Annotated in this window: 12 protein-coding genes; 1 reads left to right on the top strand and 11 read right to left on the bottom strand. The window is 40.2% G+C overall.

The window, feature by feature from the left end; genetic code table 11:
• Positions 1-8: 8 nt before the first annotated feature.
• A complete protein-coding gene (locus AAY42_RS01450; RefSeq protein WP_055397668.1) occupies positions 9-3,164 on the bottom strand; it encodes a SusC/RagA family TonB-linked outer membrane protein in 3,156 nt (1,051 codons plus the stop codon).
• A 367-nt stretch (positions 3,165-3,531) separates the two neighbouring features.
• Between AAY42_RS01450 and AAY42_RS01445 the strand changes: the two genes are divergently transcribed.
• Complete coding sequence (locus AAY42_RS01445) at positions 3,532-3,978, top strand: hypothetical protein (RefSeq protein ID WP_055392231.1); 447 nt, start codon at positions 3,532-3,534, stop codon at positions 3,976-3,978.
• A 69-nt stretch (positions 3,979-4,047) separates the two neighbouring features.
• Here AAY42_RS01445 and trxB read toward each other — a convergent pair whose 3' ends face one another.
• The 10 genes from trxB to AAY42_RS01395 form a co-directional block, all read right to left on the bottom strand.
• The gene (trxB, locus tag AAY42_RS01440; protein WP_055392230.1) at positions 4,048-5,022 is read right to left on the bottom strand and encodes a thioredoxin-disulfide reductase; all 975 of its coding nucleotides are present in this window, start codon (positions 5,020-5,022) and stop codon (positions 4,048-4,050) included.
• A 600-nt stretch (positions 5,023-5,622) separates the two neighbouring features.
• The gene (locus tag AAY42_RS01435; protein ID WP_055392229.1) at positions 5,623-7,617 is read right to left on the bottom strand and encodes a protein-disulfide reductase DsbD family protein; all 1,995 of its coding nucleotides are present in this window, start codon (positions 7,615-7,617) and stop codon (positions 5,623-5,625) included.
• A gap of 128 nt (positions 7,618-7,745) precedes the next feature.
• Positions 7,746-8,507 carry a formylglycine-generating enzyme family protein gene (locus tag AAY42_RS01430; protein ID WP_055392228.1) on the bottom strand — a complete coding sequence of 254 codons (762 nt, stop codon included), beginning with the start codon at positions 8,505-8,507 and terminating at the stop codon, positions 7,746-7,748.
• Positions 8,508-8,599: 92 nt separating this feature from the next.
• Complete coding sequence (locus AAY42_RS01425) at positions 8,600-9,136, bottom strand: DUF1097 domain-containing protein (protein WP_055392227.1); 537 nt, start codon at positions 9,134-9,136, stop codon at positions 8,600-8,602.
• Positions 9,137-9,177: 41 nt separating this feature from the next.
• Complete coding sequence (locus tag AAY42_RS01420) at positions 9,178-10,401, bottom strand: Tm-1-like ATP-binding domain-containing protein (RefSeq protein ID WP_055392226.1); 1,224 nt, start codon at positions 10,399-10,401, stop codon at positions 9,178-9,180.
• Between the two features lie 61 nt (positions 10,402-10,462).
• Entirely contained in the window at positions 10,463-11,299 is an 837-nt protein-coding gene (locus tag AAY42_RS01415; RefSeq protein WP_055392225.1) for a phosphoenolpyruvate hydrolase family protein, read from the bottom strand.
• A 69-nt stretch (positions 11,300-11,368) separates the two neighbouring features.
• A complete protein-coding gene (locus AAY42_RS01410; RefSeq protein WP_082433293.1) occupies positions 11,369-12,814 on the bottom strand; it encodes a sulfatase family protein in 1,446 nt (481 codons plus the stop codon).
• A 16-nt stretch (positions 12,815-12,830) separates the two neighbouring features.
• Positions 12,831-14,387, bottom strand: a complete 1,557-nt coding sequence (locus tag AAY42_RS01405; RefSeq protein WP_082433292.1) for a sulfatase family protein — start codon at positions 14,385-14,387, stop codon at positions 12,831-12,833.
• 9 nt (positions 14,388-14,396) lie between these two features.
• Positions 14,397-15,902, bottom strand: a complete 1,506-nt coding sequence (locus AAY42_RS01400) for a sulfatase family protein (RefSeq protein WP_082433291.1) — start codon at positions 15,900-15,902, stop codon at positions 14,397-14,399.
• Positions 15,903-16,032: 130 nt separating this feature from the next.
• The gene (locus tag AAY42_RS01395; protein ID WP_082433290.1) at positions 16,033-19,590 is read right to left on the bottom strand and encodes a TonB-dependent receptor; all 3,558 of its coding nucleotides are present in this window, start codon (positions 19,588-19,590) and stop codon (positions 16,033-16,035) included.
• Positions 19,591-19,653: the final 63 nt, after the last annotated feature.

Below are 19,653 nucleotides of genomic sequence, written 5' to 3'. Positions count from 1 at the left end.
TTCATATTTTAAAATTGAAGACTAAGACCAAAAGAATAGCTCTGCGTCAATGGTGTTGTCAATCCTGTAAAACCATAGATGTTACTTCCTGCACTAAACTGGTTTCCTTCAGGATCAAACCCATCAAAAGGAGTCCATAGAATTATGTTATTGGCACTGGCATTGATGGAAGCTGCCGAAATACCCATATTCTTAATAAACGTAGCCGGGAAATTATAGGTTAAACCAACGGTTCTTAACTTTAACCATGATGCATCTTGCAACAGAATTTCTGAAGCAGAATTATAGTTGTCGAAATCCCTGTAAAATCCATTTGCAGTTATTAAGAGTTCTTGATCGTTTGCAACAAACCCTCCGTTACCATCTGACATAACTCCTTCCAAAACCTTAAGTTCATCCCTAAATTCGGTAATGGCCAAGTTTCCGTTACGAATGTTGTTTCTAAGCGCCCTGTCATATACATCACCACCGGACTTATATTCCAACAAGAAGTTAAGTGCAAGATTCTTGAAAGTAAAACTGTTTGTCATGGATACGGTATAATCAGGAAATGCATTTCCAACTTTAACCATTTCATTATCTCCTTCATAATAGAAGCCTTCATTTTCAGAACCCGTAATTATCCATTTTCCATCGTCACCAACAATTCGCTGTCCATCAGGCGCTGTTTGGAATACCCACCCGTAAAGAGAGCCCAACTCATCACCTACCTTGGCTTTATTGGTAATACGGTCGTCAAAAAACACAATTTCATCCAAATCATCCGGTATTGCGGTGACTTCACTTGCAAAAGTTGAAAAGTTAAATATGGTTTCCCAAGTAAAATTCTCGCTTCTCACAAGCTTGGCACTCAACAGCATCTCATGACCCCATGTCTCATAGTCCCCAGCATTTCTAATAACTGAAGACAATCCAGATGAATATGCCGTACCTACAGGGAATATTTGGTCTTTTACTCTGGTTTTATAGTACGAGTAATCCACCCGTATTCTGTTATCCCAGAACCTTAAATCTGCTCCAATCTCAAATGTATTGTTTCGTTCTGGAATCAAATCCACATCGCCAAGTTGCTTGCTTGCCCTAAACCCGCCTGCACCGCCAAAAGGAAATGCTGGATCTTTAATAAAGTATTGACCCACTTGACCAAAATTAGGTCCTTTACCTACTTGAGCCCAATTGGTTCTTAATTTACCAAAAGTGAAAAACTTTTGTTCTGGATCTATTAAATCATTAAATAAATAGGATAAACTAACCGATGGATAAAAGAAAGATCTGTTTTTGGGAGGCATAACCGATATCCAATCATTCCTGCCGGTTACGGAAAGGAATAACTTGTCTTTGTATTCAAATCGTAAATCCCCAAACACACCCATGTTTCGTAATCTGGTAATGGTCTTATCCCCAAATAAATTAAGAGTATTGCTTATTTCGTTTATTCCAGGAATATTCAATCCTTCTCCTCTTAAATACGAATAATCAGTTTTTATATCAGACAATTGATGACCCACGGTTAAAGAGGTTGTGAAATCCTCCGAGACATCTTTGGTGAATGTTGCAAGAAAGTTAGATTCCAATCCAGTGAAATTGATGTTCTCGTTGGTAACGAAACCACCCACCTGGGTTCCTACATCTAAATCTGGTGGAACAAATCGGTTACGGATATCTGCATAGTTATCGATTTGAGCGGAATAGGTAATGTTTGCCCACTCTGCTGGTTGATAATTCAACGTAATGTTTCCAACCCATCTATCGACATTATCCTTTAAATTACTGACCTCAGAAAAATAACGTGGATTGTCAATAATTCCATCCGAGTAGTTTTTCTGTGTGCCATCGGGTAATAGGTAATCATTTATATCAAAAGTTGGCGCCCAAAAGGAAAGTGAACTAAAAATAGATTTATCACCTCCATTTCCACGCGTACCACCAGAATTGGAATAGGTTATTGATGAATTAATATTAAACTTATCATTAACCTGATACCCTGCTTTAAACCTGATATTGGTTTTCTTGTAATCTGTATTTGGCAGAATACCTTCATCGGAACTATTACCAATAGATAAAAAGTAATCCATTTTATCAGTAGCTCCGCTTAAATTAAAGTTTATCTGGGTATTGACCCCTGTTCTAAAAAGATTGTGTGGATCGTTGAACTTATCATTGCTCAAATCTATGACGGTACCATCATCCAAAGTAAAGGAATCATCTGTGTAAGGAACTCCCCATGAATAAAAAGAAAAGCCTCTATATCTAGTATACCCATCTGGGCTACTAGGGTCTTCAATTGCAGGAATCTTATCTGTTCTGTGACCTTCCCTATATGTTTTTTGGAGGGTAGGCACTTTACGTACTTCCCTAAAAGTGGTTGAAGCTGTTATTCCAACAGAAACCCGTCCTTGTTTTCCTCGCTTAGTGGTAATTACAATCGCGCCGTTGGAAGCGCGTATTCCATATAATGCGGTAGCAGCAGCTCCTTTTAGAACATTAAAACTTTCAATATCTTCAGGGTTTATATCCCCTGCCCTGTTTGAGAAGGAAAATTGTTCGGAGCTTCCCGTTGCATTTGATCCAGCGCTGGGCAGAACGGTTCCCGTGAATGTATCATTGTTAAGGGCTATTCCATCCACAATAATAAGCGGTTGATTATCTCTCCCTGGGTTTACGGAAGTTACACCTCTAATCAGAATATCCACTCCACCACCTGCGGAACCAGAGGTTCTTGTGATTTGTACACCGGCCACTCTTCCTTGTAGCGATTCAAATGGATTTACCTGACCTGCAAGGTTCAACTCATCTGCATCTACCTTTTGAACTGCATAACCTAAAGTCTTGGTTTCCTTTTCCAAACCAAAAGCCGTTACCACTACTTCGTCTAAAGCTTGTGAATCCTCAATCATAACAACATTGAGAGTATTTTCAGACCCCATAGTGATATCCTTGGTTTTCATTCCCAAATATGAAAAACGCAAAACATCTCCTTGTGATGCGTCAATGGAAAAATTACCATCAAAGTCCGTAATAGTACCTCTATTAGTATCTACGACAACAATTGACACCCCGGGTAATGGAGAATCAAATTCGTCTACCACCTTACCTGAGATTTTTTGACCGTAGGTAAGTGATACGATAAAAAGAGTTAATAATGTAAGAATTGCTTTACCCATAGTTTGATTTTTAGTTATATCGGTTAAAAGTGAAAAAAAAATGTTAGTAATCAAACATTTACATGGTAAAATGTTGCATTTTGTTGCAATATTTTTCTAAAATCACTATTTAATAGCATTATTTCATAGGAATTAGCAATAAAACCTATCAATATTTGCAAAATATTGCAGGTTTGTATTTAATCTTCAAATTTGATAACAACAAACGCCATTTTTAAATCTCAACTATAAAAGGGTATTTTTTTGGATAAATCGTATTCTAGTCCAATTTTGGAAACGTGAATTTTTTTACCCTACAAATGTGTTTTTGGACATAATTATTTGTAAATTAAAGGGTTAAACATTTTTAACCCTAAAATTTACAGATATGAAAAAAATACTTGGATTGGTTTTGCTCATGTTGATTTTGATTTCTGCCACAAAATTTGCATCACCAAAACCTGAAGCAATGCATTCGATTGAGGGAACATGGGAACTTTATAGTTTCTACAGTTATGATGGTCAAGATATATCTGATACTATTGAAAAATCGGAAGGATACAGACAAGTTAAAATGTATTCTAAAGGGAAAATTATGTGGACCAGATATGTGCCGGACAATCCAAATGGAAGATTTGGTTATGGATCTTATAAAATAACCGAAAACTCTTTAACTGAAGTTATTGAATATGGCGATGATTTTATGATGAAGGCTTTGGACACTATGCGAAATTTTACTTTTGAACTTATTCTAAAAGAGAATACCTTTAGTCAAATTACATTGGATGAAGAAGGGCATAGAACCTCTTCTGAAAATTATAGACGTATCGATTAAAGTTTTAAATTTATATTCAATTAAAAAGGCACCTGAGAGGTGCCTTTTTTACTCGTTTAAACTACACAACTAGGAAGCTGCCACCGCTTCTTTGCTCTCAACTGAAGCTAAATAACGCTCTGCATCCAAAGCTGCCATACAGCCCGTACCGGCAGCAGTAACTGCCTGTCTATACTCTTTATCTTGAACATCTCCACTTGCAAAAACCCCAGGTTTGTTGGTCTTTGTAGATTTTCCTTCGGTAATCACATACCCCGTTTCATCCATATCCAATTGACCTTTAAAGATATCCGTATTGGGCTTGTGTCCAATTGCGATGAAAAGTCCGGTAATGGCAATATCTTCTTTTTCGCCTGTTTGATTGTTCACCATTCGTAGTCCTTCGACTACTTGTTCCCCCAATACTTCATCAACCTCTGTATTGTATTTAATTTCAATGTTTTCAAGGCTATTTACCCTGTGTTGCATTGCTTTGGAGGCTCTCATATGATCTTTTCTAACGAGCATGGTCACCTTCTTACAGATATTAGCCAAATAGGAAGCCTCTTCTGCAGCGGTATCACCAGCGCCAACTATGGCAACTTCCTGCTCTTTGTAGAAGAAACCATCGCAAACCGCACAGGCAGATACCCCACCTCCGCGCAAGCGTTGTTCGCTTGGTATATTTAGATACTTGGCAGAAGCTCCAGTGGATATAATTACACTTTCCGCCTCAATTAATTTGCTATCATCAACAGTAATCTTGTGTATCCCTCCAATCTCATCACTAAAATCAACCGCTGTAACCATTCCAATGCGAACTTCTGTTCCAAATCGTTCCGCTTGTTGCTGCAATTGAACCATCATTGTAGGGCCATCTATCCCTTCTGGATACCCTGGGAAATTGTCCACTTCTGTGGTAGTGGTCAACTGTCCACCTGGTTCCATACCTGTATACATAACCGGTTTTAAATCTGCCCTTGCCGCATATATCGCTGCTGTATAACCCGCTGGGCCTGATCCGATAATCAATGTTTTTATTCTTTCTATTTTTTGTTCTGACATGATAAAATACTTCGCTATGGTTTGTTTTACAAAAGTAGGATTTTTGGGTACATCCTTACACTATATACCCAGTAGATTTATTCCCACTTATCCACATTTATCAGGTTCAATGGCTAAATCGAAAAAGAGTTTTTAGCTAAATAAAGAAGAGCTATTAAAATAGCTCTTCTTTATTGACAGGTAGGTTAAGCAAATGAAATTTCATGTGTGTTTTTTTACCGTTACAACCAAGGAGCTCAACCTCAAAACTCCCTGGCGCAACGGAAACCTCTTTTTAAACAAGATACTATTGCATAATATCCTATTCTTGGGAGGTTATAACTGTATTTTCAGGAATGAGGTTGATACTAAACTAGAGTAAACTTAATCTGTAATATCTCTAAGAGACGACCTTAATTAATCAATGGGGCATATCTCTTAACGGATAGGCATTTTGGATCTACAGCAATTAGTTCTGACTACACTTTAGATGCTTTATTTCTGTTATAATTAAAAAAGTGAATCATTTTCATGATTCACTTTTTAATATGAAGTTGAGATTACAGTTTGAAACATGAGTCTATCATTACCCTGCATATCAGCTAATTTTCTATTCTTTATTTATTCAAAATTAGCAACCCCTTCTTTCAACCATGTATAATATTCCTTTGCATCTGGCGTATAAGCCACGGGGTCAATTAGATTTTCTTCATCATGGTCCATCAGCACATAAAAGGGTTGCGAGTTCGTTTGGTATTTGATGGCCTGTAGTTCGCTCCATTTTTGGCCAATATACCTAAGCTTTTTACCGGGCTTTAATTGAGACTCGGCCACCTCATCCTTCGGCAGTTTTCGCTTATCATCAACATAAAGGGATATCAAGACAACATCATTTTTAAGTATGTTCAGCACTTTTGGTTTTATCCAGACATTTTGTTCCATCTTTCTACAGTTTACACAAGCATGACCCGTAAAATCGATCATCACCGGTTTCCCCACTTTTTTGGCATGGGCCAACCCAGTTTCATAGTCATTGAAGGCCAGTATATTATGGGGAGGCATTAAATGCGCTCCCTCTGGAATTTCACCATTATAGTTACCTGCTATACTTCCTGACCCTAGCTCTGTATACCCAACACCATAAGGAGATTCGCTATAATGCTGTGGTGGCGGGAACGCACTAATCAAATTTAAAGGCGCACCCCATAGTCCGGGAACCATATAAATGGTAAAGGACAGCACTACCAATCCCAATCCTAAACGACCCACTGAAATATGGGTCAAGGGCGAATCATGGGGCAATTGTATCTTCCCAAAAAGGTAAAATGCCAAAACACCAAAAATGGCAATCCAAATTGCTATAAAGACCTCTCTCTCCAACCAATGCAATTGCAACACCAAATCTGCATTTGATAAAAATTTGAACGCCAGCGCTAATTCCAAAAATCCAAGCACTACTTTAACCGTATTCAACCAACCTCCGGATTTTGGCAAGGAGTTAAGCCAGCCCGGAAACGCCGCAAACAAAGCAAAGGGCAATGCTATGGCCAAAGAAAACCCTAACATTCCAACAATGGGGCCGATTTGACTGCCCCCTGCGGCCGCTTCGACCAATAGTGTTCCCACTATAGGACCGGTACAGGAAAAGGATATTATGGCAAGCGCCAATGCCATAAAGAAAATACCGACCATACCTCCCCTGTCCGCTTGCCTGTCCACTTTGTTCGCCCATGAATTGGGCAGCATGATTTCAAACGCCCCCAAAAATGATGCGGCAAATATGAGTAACAATATAAAAAAGGCAACATTGAACCAAACGTTCGTCGATAACGCATTTAAAGCGCCCGCACCAAAAATGAAGCTTACCAAGGTGCCCAACAGAACGTAAATTATGATGATGGAAAGACCGTAAATAATCGCATTTCGAATACCGGCCGCCCTATTCTTGCTTTGTTTGGTAAAAAAGCTTACCGTCATGGGAATCATTGGAAATACACAGGGCGTTAACAAGGCCGCAAAACCAGATAGAAAGGCAATGATGAAAATACTCCATAACCCTCTGGAACTTTTCCTCTTTTGGGGCTTCTCTCGGGCTCCATCCTTCAACTTTTCATTTTCTGCAATTGAAGCTGTTTTTACTTCATTTGCGCTTGCGATGCTTCCAGCATTACTACTTGATATTTTAAATTCAAGCGTTACATAATTCGGAGGTAAACACTTTTCATCATCGCAGACCATATATTCGACTTCCCCTTCAATAGTGTATATCGTATCCAATACTTTTATACGTTGCCTAAATGCTGTTTTATCTTCAAAGAATTTAATTCGCATCCCAAAAACAGGATCATCGATAATATGACCTTCTGCTTCTTTCATTTCATCGACCAATTCATAGTTTTCTGAATCCTGGAACGAAAAGCTTGTCGGTATGGGTCCACCTTCTGGGACATTTTGGGAATATAAATGCCACCCCGCATCAATGGTAGCTGTTGCAATGATATCGTATTCATTATCGGATACCTTTTCAACCGATGTTGACCATTTTACCGGGTCTAGGATTTGTGAATGGACATTGTGACCAAATAAAATAAGTAAACCTATTATCAAATTTCTCATACTATGCAATGTTTTGAAAAAAGCTAATCTCATTTAAAAAAATAAAATAGACAGCCTTAGGGAATTAGTGGTACCGGGTTTGCGATTCAGTAACTTATTCCCAACAGGTCTCTCACACCTTGTTTAGTTTAATCGGATGACACCAAGCGAATACCAACAGTATCATGGCGTTCGTCCGAGGTTACGGATGTGCGATAGGCACTACGGCTACGGGCCGCGGTGTTGTAATGACCAAAACTACCGCCCCGTATGGGATGTTTCTCCCCTGTTTTTGGACCTTTAGGATCTGTTTGCGCTTCGTGCGAATAAGGTGCATACCAATCGCTGCAGTACTCCCATACATTACCGTGCATATCGTGCAGACCAAAGGCATTGGGGGCAAAAAGACCAACAGGCGTGGTTTGCCCTCTATATTCACCCTTTGCATTTCCATTGTATGGGTATTCACCATTGAAATTTGCTTGCGATGTAGTTAAGTTATTACCTGTATGAAACGGTGTGAGTGTATTTGCGCGACAGGCATATTCCCATTCGGCTTCGGTAGGCAAGCGACAGCCCATCCATTCAGCAAAATCTGTAGCATCTTGCCAACTTACAAATATGACTGGACGATTACCTCTTCCCCAATCTTTATCGCCTACTTTTTCTCTACCTATGGCCTCACAATACGCATCATATTGTTTGTAGGTTACCTCATACTTACTCATTTTAAAAGCACTGACCGTTACCTGGTGTTGCGTCTCTTCGAGATTCCTACCAACTTCACAAGGAGCACTCCCCATGATAAAGGTACCTGCAGGGATGGACACCCATTCTACTTTGGGCTTGGCCTGGGCGGTTGAAAACAGCCAAGCACCCATAAATACTATAATCAATACATTTTTCTTCATTTGGTTTAGTTTAGTTTAAAAAATCACCTACTCTTTTAAAGGATTTTAAGTGTTCTCCTTTATCTATTTTCTACAGTTATTAATCGTTTTGGTTATGCTCCGAGCTGCGTTGCTATTTTACCGCCCCAAGCTTCCGATATCCACCCCAAGGACAGTCCAATAATCAAACCGAGGACCGTGGTAAGGATCACCGTTGGGGTTATTGTCGCACCAAGCGCGAAAAAGGTAGAGCAACCGATAAAGGCCCCAGGGATAAAGGCCAATGCTCTGGTATGAGCCTGTAAGCACATTCCGGCAGCACCAATACCTACGCCGACCAAAGCCCCAAGGTAGTTGGAGTAACCCCCGATCAAAGTCCATATCAATACAATTATGATACCCCAACCGATCCCGGTCAGGTTGGTCGCCAGGCCGCTTACAAAGCCTGCCTTTTTTCCGCCCGCTGCGTAAAAAGTCGCCCAGCCAAGAAAACCAGCTGTCCCAATGCCTTTAAAATTTAGAGGTTCTTCGATTCCAAGGCCTCCGTAGATCACTTCAAGCAAGATCCAAGATCCTGCCAAAATCCCTACGCTGATACTTACTCCAATAAGTCCTTTGTTCAAACGTGATACTTTTTTGGTTTCTTCCATACTGTCTAATTTGGTTGGTTTTTGTTTATTTTCTTACCTCTTTAAATCATATCTAGAAGTACCTCCACTGCCTTATTTGAAAAAATAGGGTCATTGATGTTCGCATCAACTTCTATGATATCTATTTCTGACTTGAGCTTGCTTTTAAGGCCTTCGACAAACGCCTTGTCAGCTGCCGGGTCCCAAAAGAGTTGGGGCTCATTTTTATCATCTATGGAATCCAGTATTGAATACCCTTTTAACGGGATGATAAATGCCACTTTTCCTGTTGAGGCATTTGCCTTTTCAGCAAATATTTCCCCAAGTTTCCAATTTTCCTCCGCTGTGGTCCTCATCAAGGTCACCTGTGGGTTCCATTCGTAAAAAAGCCGATCTTTATATTTGGAAGGTATGGTATCGGGATTTCCGAAATTGCACATGTCTATACAACCCGGGGCTATAAGATGTGTTATGCCCGCTTTTCCAGGCGCATCCAACCTAGTAGATCCTGCATCGAAAACACCCCCGCAAAGGGTATCGGCCCATTCGGTCGTCGTAATGTCTAGTGTACCTTGTACAAGTCCCTGATCGATTAATTTTTCCATGGTTTTTCCTCCAGCACCCGTTGCATGGAATACCAGTACTTCATATCCCTTTAGGTTAAGCGCTTCCCGACAGGCATCGATGCAGGGCGTGGTATTTCCGAACATGGACGCTGCAATGGTAGGTTTTCCTTTTGATCGTTCACTTCTTTTTATTTCCAACATTCCAACCAATGCACCTACTGCATTCGTAAAAACGGACTCGCTAAGCGGATTCAGACCGGAGATATCGACCAAGGAAGGAATCATGATAATATCACTTATACCTACATAGGGAGAAACGTCTCCCGAAGCTACCGTTGATATGCAGATTTTAGGTACGCCATAGGGTAAAGGCTGCATGCCGGAAGTAACAACATTTGTACCTGCAGTGCCACCCATTCCTATAATCCCGTCAAATTTTTCCTTTGTATAAAGATTTTCGATGACTGTTCTCAAACCATTGGACATGACGGCAATGGCATTTCCCCTGTCATTTGCTTTTCGCAAAATTTCAATATCGGTTCCCCCTGCCTTTGCAACCTCGTCCGCTTGAATATCAACAGAAAAAGTATCTGTTGACCCCATTACACCAGTATTGACAGTTATCACCTGAAAACCTCTTTCTTTTATGAGATCTATTATGAACTTGTACTCCTCAGCTTTGGTATCAAATGCACCAACAACAACGACTTTTTTTGTCATAATGCTTCTTGTTTAGTTATCTTCAGTTTGGTTTATTGATCATCAAAATTCACAGATGCTTTTACTTTTTTAGGGTCATCGCCTTGAACTTTTTGATTTGTTCGGTAATGGCAATTTCCGTTGGAAGCCGCTCCATGGAACTGGCTCCATAGAACCCGTCAATTCCTTGTACCCTTTCCAGCACATATTGTGCATCATCGGGCATGGCTATTGGTCCACCATGGCATAACACGATAACTTCAGGATTGATTTTTTTACAGATATCTACAATCTCCTGGACCAACACGACACTTTCATCAAGCGATTTTGAAGTTTGTGCACCGATCGCTCCGCTAGTCGTAAGCCCCATATGTGCCACGATGATATCCGCCCCGGCTTCTGTCATTTGCACTGCACTCTCTTTGTCGAATACATAAGGTGTGGTAAGCATGTCCAATTTATGGGCAGCTCTGATACAATCGACTTCCAGATCATAGCCCATGCCAGTCTCTTCAAGATTGGCCCTGAAAACACCATCGATCAACCCAACTGTTGGAAAATTTTGAACTCCGGCAAATCCTAAGTCCTTTAATTCTTTTAAAAATGAATCCCTTAGCATGAAAGGGTCCGTGCCGCACACTCCGGCGAGCACGGGAGTGTTCTTGACTATGGGTATCACCTCATGGGCCATTTCCTTTACAATATCATTGGCATTGCCATAGGATAATAATCCGGCCAACGAACCTTTACCGGCCATTCTGAAACGTCCTGAATTATAGATGATGATTAGATCGGCACCTCCCGCCTCTTCGCACTTGGCTGAGAGTCCTGTACCTGCACCTGCCCCGATTATAGGTTGGCCTTCGACAATTTTTGCTTTTAATTGTTTGATAATTTCCAATCTTTTTATTGCTGCCATAGTTTTATATATGTTTATTAATTGTATTTATATGAATAATTTTTTTATGCCATTTTTCTAAAAGACTAACTAGTAATCTTCACCTTTTGCACTTTTCTCTTGTGACTTTTTCCAAGATTTCCACGATGCGCTCATTGCGTTTAATTTTTCTGTATTCGTTTTCGCAATATCCTTCGTTTCACCGGGGTCTTCATCGATATTATAAAGTTCAAAAGAGTCACCTGCGTCAGCGCTATATATTTTATACTTGCCCTTAATCAAGGCCGCTTGTTGTTGTATTGCAAATGCCATTTCTTGATCTCTGTTTTTTTCGGTATCCAAGACAAATGGTAATATGTCAATGCCGTCATAAGGCCGTTTGTATTTTGCAATATCGATATTGAGAATATTGGCAATGGTTGGAAAATAGTCCGATGTAAAACAAGGCGTATTTACTTTGCTTCCCCCCTTTATCTTCGCTGGCCATTCCATAATACCGGGAACCCGTACTCCGCCTTCATAGAGGCTTCGTTTTCGGCCTTTTAAACCGTTTGTTAAACCTTGTGTCCTTCCGGATGGGGAATCTCCTTCCGGACCATTATCGCTTGTATAAAAGAGAAGGGTATTGTCGGCAATTCCTAGTTCCCTGAGCTTACTTCTTAAACGACCTATTTGGTCATCCAAAGCGGTCAACACCCCATAATAGTGTTTTTGATCTTCGGAAAGCCCAGCATATTTTTCAGTATACTCCTCCCCTGCCAATACCGGTAAATGCGGTGTGTGGAACCAGATAATACTTAAAAAAGGTTGCTGCTTATTTACTGCCTGTTCTATAAATGGAATGGCACGATCCATGATGACACGTGAATCGTCACCCTCAAGATTCTCGCTAGCTATCTCGCCCAGGCCTGTCCAATAATATGTCCCGAATGGTTTTCCTTCGGTTAATCTTTCATTGACGTCTTCAGAAGTTTTAGGGGGAGTAACCATAGGATCCCAAGTGGGCACTTTTGACTCCGTCACAAAAGACACGTCAAAACCATGTTCACTTGGAGGGGCATAATGCTTCTCATTACCGGGTACGCCACCTCTATTGGCGTCACGGATGTCTTTGGTCAAGGTACCCAAATGCCATTTCCCGAAATGCCCTGTGGTATATCCCTGTTCCTTAACCATTTCCGCCAACGTGATTTCCTCTTTTTTTAAATGACCACAATTGGCATAACAAATCCCAAATCGTTCTGGATGTCTTCCAGTCATTACACTTGCACGGGTAGGAGAACATACGGATGAGGCAGCATAAAATCTGGTAAACTCTGCGCCATTTGCCACCATGGCATCTAGATTGGGAGTCATCAAATGTGGATGGTCGTTATAACCCATATCCCCCCAGCCTTGGTCATCTGCCATCAAAAGGATAATATTGGGACGTTCGGCTTGTGCCGTCTCAACTGTTGCATCTACTGTTTTCTTGTGTTCGTTGCACCCTATAAGCAGGCACATTACCATTAGAACCGATGATACTTTATTCTTCATCTTCTCCTTTTATTCATTAGGGTGTTTTATCCAAACCAAACCCTCGCATCTGTCTTTCTTCTTCTGCCAAACCTCTCAAATATTCCACTCCGGCTTTGTCGACTTTATCTTTCCAAGCAGGTAAAACCGGAACTCCCCAACCTTCCTTTTTTAAATCGGCTTCGTCATTATTAAGGGTCATTTGCGCGGCCATGAGGTCAGTCATCATTTGAAATTGCTCTTTGAACTCTGGCTGTTCTGCCAGATTGGTCGTTTCCAAAGGGTCGTTTTCCAAATCAAAGAGTTGGGTCACTACCTTATTGTCCACATTGTATTTGATTAATTTGTATCGTTCATTGCGAACTGCCCTTTGGAAGTTTTTATAGGCAAAGAACATTCCATCGCGAACTTGTTGTACGGTATCCATCAGTACAGGTTTTAAACTTTGGCCTTCTACGGTCTTGGGAATACTGGTCTCAGTCAAGTCACACAAAGTAGGGTAGATATCAAAAAGGTAGGCGAAGCAATCCGTGGTCTTTCCTTTGGGAATTCCGGGGCCTTTAAACAGTAGGGGTACATTAATGCTATGTTCATATAGATTTTGTTTGCCCATAAGCCCGTGTTGTCCAACTGCCAATCCGTTATCCCCGGCAAAGACGATAATGGTGTTCTCCGCAAGCCCTTTCTCTTCCAGTTTATTTAACACCCTTCCTATTTGGGCATCCAAATGGGTAATCATGGCATAATAGGCAGCGATATTTGCCCTGACCTCTTCTTCCGTCCTAGGATAGCCGGCAAGCCATTCGTCGCGTATGTCCAGTTCTCCATTATCGAAGGGGTGGACCTCTTTGAAATTTTTCGGTACCGAAATCGAATCAGGATCATATCTATCCAAATATTCTTTTGGCATTTCCCGCGGATCATGAGGCGCCTGAAACGCCAAATACATAAAAAACGGTTTTTCCGAATCGTATGTATCCAAAAACGTCACTCCAGCATCCGCATAAAGCTCCGATGAATGCTTATCCGAAGGCGTGTTCAAACGTTCCTCAGAATAATCTTTTCCTTTATCGAATTCATAGGTAGGTACTTGGTATTGACGGTGCATGCCACCAAAAAATATTTTTGAACCGTCGTCAAAACTGCGGACAAAAGCGTTTTTTCCATTATGCCACTTACCTATATGAAAGGTATGGTAGCCTGCATTACCAAGGGTACTAGGCAGAGTCGTATGAGTTGTATCTATTGTATTTCCTGTTGGATCTATGTTGAATAATGCTCTACCTGTCATAAGCATGGCCCTACTGGGAGCACATACCGCACCGTTCATGGCTCCCATGATATAGGCGTTCTTAAAGAACGTGCCATCAGCGGCTAATTGATCTAAGTTTGGGGTAATGACCTGGGAATTGCCGAGAGCATTAATCGTATTTCGCGTTTGGTCATCAGCCAAGAAAAAAATGATGTTCGGCTTCTTTTTAGAATCTTCGGTCGTGGACTTCACTTCCGTTTTTGGTTTGCACGAACCCAAAATAAGCATGGACAATACCACTATATATGTGTTAAACTTAGTGCAGGGAATTTTTATCTTCATCCGTTTTTTTTATTGTTTTTTAGCCTCTTTCAATAAATTGGTCAGCTCTGCGACCACTTCTGAATGCTCCATGTAAAGGTTTACCGTTTCATTTATGTCATTTTCCATATCATACAATGTGCCTTTTGCTCCACTTTCGGATGGGACAGTAAGCTTTGGTTCACTGAACCCTCCAGACCCCAACTGGGTGGTCATTTTCCATTTGCCTTTTCTAATGGAGAAAAAACCATCAAGTGAATGATGAATGGTGTAGTCACGAATCTGCTTATCTGTATCGGTCTTGAGATAGGCATTCAGCATATCATAACTGTCTTCGCCTGCTCCTTGAGGTAATGGTTTCTCTATTATTCCTGAAAGTGTGGCCAATAAGTCCGTGGTACAGATTACTTGATCAGAGCTTGAACCCGGGGCAATATTCCCTGGCCACATAGCTATATAGGGTACATGATGACCCCCTTCATAAATATCCGCTTTTTGTCCTTTAAATATATAATTGGCACGGTGCGTATATTTTTCTTTATCCTCTGGTGTCCAATGCGAACCGTTGTCTGATGTTACTACTATCATTGTATTATCCAATTGTCCAGATTTTTCCAAAGCGTGCACAACCTTGCCCACTGCATTGTCAACGTCCAACACAAAATCACCATAAGTACCAGCCTGTGATTTTCCATTTATAGCATCTGTGGGAAGCCAAGGCGTATGAGGCCCTGTAAGTGGAAAGTAGAGAAAGAATGGGTTTTTGGTTTTTTTCTGATTGTGGATATACGATACAGCTTTATCAGTGATGTTATCCAATACTTCCTCAAAAACAAAACTAGGGGATACTTCTCCTGCTCTCCAAAAAACACCTCGACCGTCTTCCTCTTCCGATTTTCCTTCAGTATAGGCTGTAGGAAGTTCAACCGCTTTACCATTCTCAATATAGAGATAGGGTGTCATATCCAAGGAGGCAGGGATTATATAGGAATACTCAAAACCGAGTTCTTTTGGACCGGAAATTGGCTTGCTAAAATCCACATTGCTATCATCACCTTTTTCAAAAACCATGGTCCACTCATATTTAGCAATAGGTTTCGCTGGATTTTTAGGTTGCCAGCCCAAACCAAGATGCCACTTACCTATACAAGCCGTGTTGTACCCATTATCTTTTAAAAACGAAGCAACAGTTACCCTGTTTTCTTCAATTAGCGGTTGATCATAGCCCCATAGCACACCTTTCTTTAGGCGACTGCGCCAAGCATATCGCCCAGTAATGATACCATAACGGGTTGGTGTACAAACTGATGAATTGGAATGTGCATCAGTAAATTGGATACCATTCTCAACAATACGATCCATACTAGGTGTTTTAATACCAGATTGTGGATTTAAGGAAGAAAGGTCGCCATAACCCAAATCATCAGCAAGTATGTAGACTACATTTGGTAATTTCTTTATAACTACTTTGCTATCCTGTGCCTCACAATATCCAAGAATCAATATTGATATTGGTAGAATTATCCATTTTTTCATAATCCATATAAATAAAAAGGCATCACTTACTACTTATAGAAGTAAAACTGATGCCTTTAACTTAAACTAACTCATCACACTCAAAGTTTACTTTAGCAAAGTCTTTTAGGTGTTTCAATACAATTTTTATTTAAAAACCATATCGTAAACCCATGGTGACTATAGGTTCCAATGATATCAATTGGAAAGACTCATTTGGATTATTCCTAAAGAAAGACCTTTGATCTGCACCAGTAACATTCTGAACTGCCAAAGAAAGTTGCATTCCATCAAATATATTGTAGTTGCCACGTAAATCTAATTGACCTCTTCCTTCTGTATACTCAGGTAACGATGTTAACCCCTGTCCTGAAAGTGTTCTTAAAAAGTTACTTCGTATGTTGTAGGCAGCCCGTAAACCGAATTTTTCGTTTTCAAAATAGGCAACCGTATTAAAATTGTGTTTTGAAGTACCTGGAAACGCATCATCTGCATTGATATCGTCATTATCGAAATCTGCAGTAATAAAGTTATAGTTAGCCTGCACACCAAAGTTTCTCAAACCATCTGAAATGATATCCAAAGGCTGATTGAATCCGGCTTCAAATCCAAATACCTTTGCGTTACCAATGTTTCTAGGTTGGGAAACTTCATAAGTCTGGCTTTGAAAGTCATCTAAAACTCCAGCTGCTTGCATCCCTGTAGTATCAAAACCTCCATCTTCCAGAACCTGATCAAACGGAACTAGAGATTGAACGTTTGTACCGACGTAATCAGATATATCTTTGTAAAAGACACTAAAAACAACGGCACCTCCAAAATTATTGTACCATTCTAAAGTGTTGTCCAATTGCCAAGTAGTATAAGGCTTCAACTCGGTATTGGGTAGAGAAACAGCGCCATTGGTACCGTCAAACAGTGAATTTAAATTATTCATTCCACTTAAGGCTCCTCCAGGGGTCAATTCATTGTACTCTGGTCTTGAAAGTGTCTTTACTACACTAAAGCGGTAGTTTAAGTCTTTATTTAATTCAAACTTTAAGTTCAATGAAGGTAAAACTTGCCATTGATCATCATTGACTTCAGACTGTACTCTACCCAAATTTATAGGACCTCCATTTTCAGCATCAGGATCATTAAGGGTTACAGTAGTAAATGCCTTACCTGTGTACTCCGTGCGAACGCCACGGAAACCTAAGTTACCAGAAATAGGAACCTTACCCCATTTGGTGCGTACATTCAGCTGTCCATAGATTGCCAAGGTCTTTTCTTGAAATTCAAATAGCGGTGCATTGTTCTGTAGACGCCACCCATCATCTGTTCCATCAGCAATAGTCTGTTCTTCAATAGTTTCAGCATCAAATATGTTAACATTCTTACCAAAAAGAGGGTGACTACCTGGATTGTAATTGAAAAAGTCTGAATATGTGCTTTCATAAGCACTTATATTAGCTCTGGGCCAAGAATCCATTAAACCATAGTTATTGCCTGGCAAAAAATTTGTTATGTATTCCCCAAAGGCATCATTGGCACTAACTGTTGGTACTGTACCCCCATTAGTAGATGCCAAATAATCAGATAACGGAGTTCCATCTCTTTGAACCGCTGCGACAAAAAAGTCATTAGTCGATAGTCTTGATCCAAAATCCAAAGAAACATTATCACTCAATTCCTTTGAAAGATCTAGTCTAAAAGCATTATTGGTGGCTCCCACATATCTATTCCACTGAACAATGGGTGCGGCCAAATCGTTACTTGTAATCGATGATATCCAACTTGATTGAGCATCTTGACCTAACTCAAATCGAGGATAATCCGAACTGTCAAACACAAAAGGCCCATTATTAAAAGGCTGACCAGCAGCAGCACTTCTTCCCCCAACTTCCAATATTTGATTAAAATCCAAGTTAGAATACGAGTAATCTGCCTCTATTTTCCATCCATTCCTTTCCCAAGTGGCATTTAAACCACCAACCCAAGTATCGTTTAAATTATCATACCAAGTAGTTTGGAATAACATATTTGCGCCTTCAGTAAGCTCACCTGTAGCACTATTGAAGGCCCCTTCTGTATTATACCCCTGCAAAAAATTATCTACAATACTAAGATTTCCAGGTGCAAATACTTTGTCCGGGGAAATTACCCCTGTTACTGCATTTGTACCGGGATTAGGTCTGATCAAAGCCCGATTACTATACGTTTCAAATCTTGAAAACTGTAGATCGGCTACTATGTGCAACGATTCAACTGGTTTCCATTCCAAAGCAGCCGACATAGCCAAACGATCTTGTTCTTCTCTAATCGGATTATTTGTGACGTTATTGGGAATCAAAACACCTGTATACTCGGTATCACCTCCAGCGTCACCATCCCATACACCATTACCATTGGTATCCTCTTTTAAATTTCTGGCCGTTATTCTCGAAAAAACTTGATCTCTCGCACGCTCATTGTTACTGGTAAGAAAAGATACATATGCCCCAAAAGTATCGTCTTTTGTTTTACCCCCTACTATTGCACTTATTCGAGGTGTAAGGGTAAGAAAACCATCATGTTGGACATCCGACTCACCACGGACATTTACTGCACCAAAAAAATTACTGTCATTTTTATAGCTTGCCGATAAAGGCCTAAGCGTTTGAAAATTCACAAGCCCACCCAAACCTGGTTCAATAAGACCTGCCTCTGATGTTTTATAAACAGTAGCGCCTTGAAGAATCTCTGGTGGTATTACGTCTACATTAAACTGCCTAAATCTACTAATGCCTTCAACACCAGCTGAAAGTGGTTGTCTACCATTGACTGTTACTTGAACAAATGCCGGACCAATACCCCTAATCGAGACACGTGAACCACCATCTTGCCCACCAGATTGGTCTTCTTGAATCTGAACTCCTGGAACCCTGCGAAGTGCATCACCAATATTTTCATCAGAATAGTTTCCAATATCTTGGGGAGAAATGGATTCAACAACACTTGTGGCTCTCCTTTTTGTCTGAATAGCCCGTTGTTCAGCACCACGGAAACCAACCAGGACAACCTCGTCCAAACCTGCTGCTGATTCTTCTAGAGTAACGCTTATAGTACTTTGTGACTTCACAGGAATCTCCACAGTGTTGAACCCTATGAAAGAAATCACAAGAATAGCATCTTCATTAGCAACTTCGATGGAAAAATTACCATCAAAATCGGCTTGCACTCCATTAACCGTCCCTTTTTCTATGATATTGGTCCCGGGCAACGGGTTACCAGAACTGTCCGTTACCGATCCAGTAATTGTGGTCTGCAGTTGTTCTGAACGCGAATTGGAACTATATGAAATACGTTTAGCAGTAACTTTTTTAGCCCTATTCTTCTTTAGGATAATGATGTTTTTCTTGACCTTAAAAAAAATATTGGTGTTAGCAAACAGGGTTTCAAGAATATTGGGAACTCTATCATTTTTTACATGGATAGAGACCTTTCTGTCAATATCAACTTTGGCATGATTGTACAGAAATTCGAATTCCGTCAACGATTCTATTTCATCAAATACCTCCTTAACAGTAACATTTTCAAGGTCTAAAGTTACTTTTGTTCTTTGTGAATATGTGTTGGCATTCAAACTAATCAACGAAAACAATACTAAAAGTGTAGTGAGTTTCATCTTTAAGTCATATTTAAACGACACCCTTTTGGGGAATGTCCCAAATATCTTGAGATTTTTCATAATTTAGTTTTTGTTGGGTTATTTTTTGGTTTTTTCTTCGGTAATCTTTGCTTTTTTGCTTTT

It is taken from the genome of Flagellimonas eckloniae (genome assembly GCF_001413955.1).
Lineage (GTDB): Bacteria > Bacteroidota > Bacteroidia > Flavobacteriales > Flavobacteriaceae > Flagellimonas > Flagellimonas eckloniae.
This window is presented reverse-complemented; position numbering and strand designations above follow the sequence as displayed.

What these genes read in the sequence shown, in the direction of transcription:
- AAY42_RS01435 (WP_055392229.1), bottom strand. Translation starts at nt 7,617, where the DNA reads ATGAGAAATTTGATAATAGGTTTACTTATTTTATTTGGTCACAATGTC.
- AAY42_RS01445 (WP_055392231.1), top strand. Translation starts at nt 3,532, where the DNA reads ATGAAAAAAATACTTGGATTGGTTTTGCTCATGTTGATTTTGATTTCT.
- trxB (WP_055392230.1), bottom strand. Translation starts at nt 5,022, where the DNA reads ATGTCAGAACAAAAAATAGAAAGAATAAAAACATTGATTATCGGATCA.
- AAY42_RS01430 (WP_055392228.1), bottom strand. Translation starts at nt 8,507, where the DNA reads ATGAAGAAAAATGTATTGATTATAGTATTTATGGGTGCTTGGCTGTTT.
- AAY42_RS01425 (WP_055392227.1), bottom strand. Translation starts at nt 9,136, where the DNA reads ATGGAAGAAACCAAAAAAGTATCACGTTTGAACAAAGGACTTATTGGA.
- AAY42_RS01450 (WP_055397668.1), bottom strand. Translation starts at nt 3,164, where the DNA reads ATGGGTAAAGCAATTCTTACATTATTAACTCTTTTTATCGTATCACTT.
- AAY42_RS01405 (WP_082433292.1), bottom strand. Translation starts at nt 14,387, where the DNA reads ATGAAGATAAAAATTCCCTGCACTAAGTTTAACACATATATAGTGGTA.
- AAY42_RS01400 (WP_082433291.1), bottom strand. Translation starts at nt 15,902, where the DNA reads ATGAAAAAATGGATAATTCTACCAATATCAATATTGATTCTTGGATAT.
- AAY42_RS01415 (WP_055392225.1), bottom strand. Translation starts at nt 11,299, where the DNA reads ATGGCAGCAATAAAAAGATTGGAAATTATCAAACAATTAAAAGCAAAA.
- AAY42_RS01395 (WP_082433290.1), bottom strand. Translation starts at nt 19,590, where the DNA reads ATGAAAAATCTCAAGATATTTGGGACATTCCCCAAAAGGGTGTCGTTT.
- AAY42_RS01420 (WP_055392226.1), bottom strand. Translation starts at nt 10,401, where the DNA reads ATGACAAAAAAAGTCGTTGTTGTTGGTGCATTTGATACCAAAGCTGAG.
- AAY42_RS01410 (WP_082433293.1), bottom strand. Translation starts at nt 12,814, where the DNA reads ATGAAGAATAAAGTATCATCGGTTCTAATGGTAATGTGCCTGCTTATA.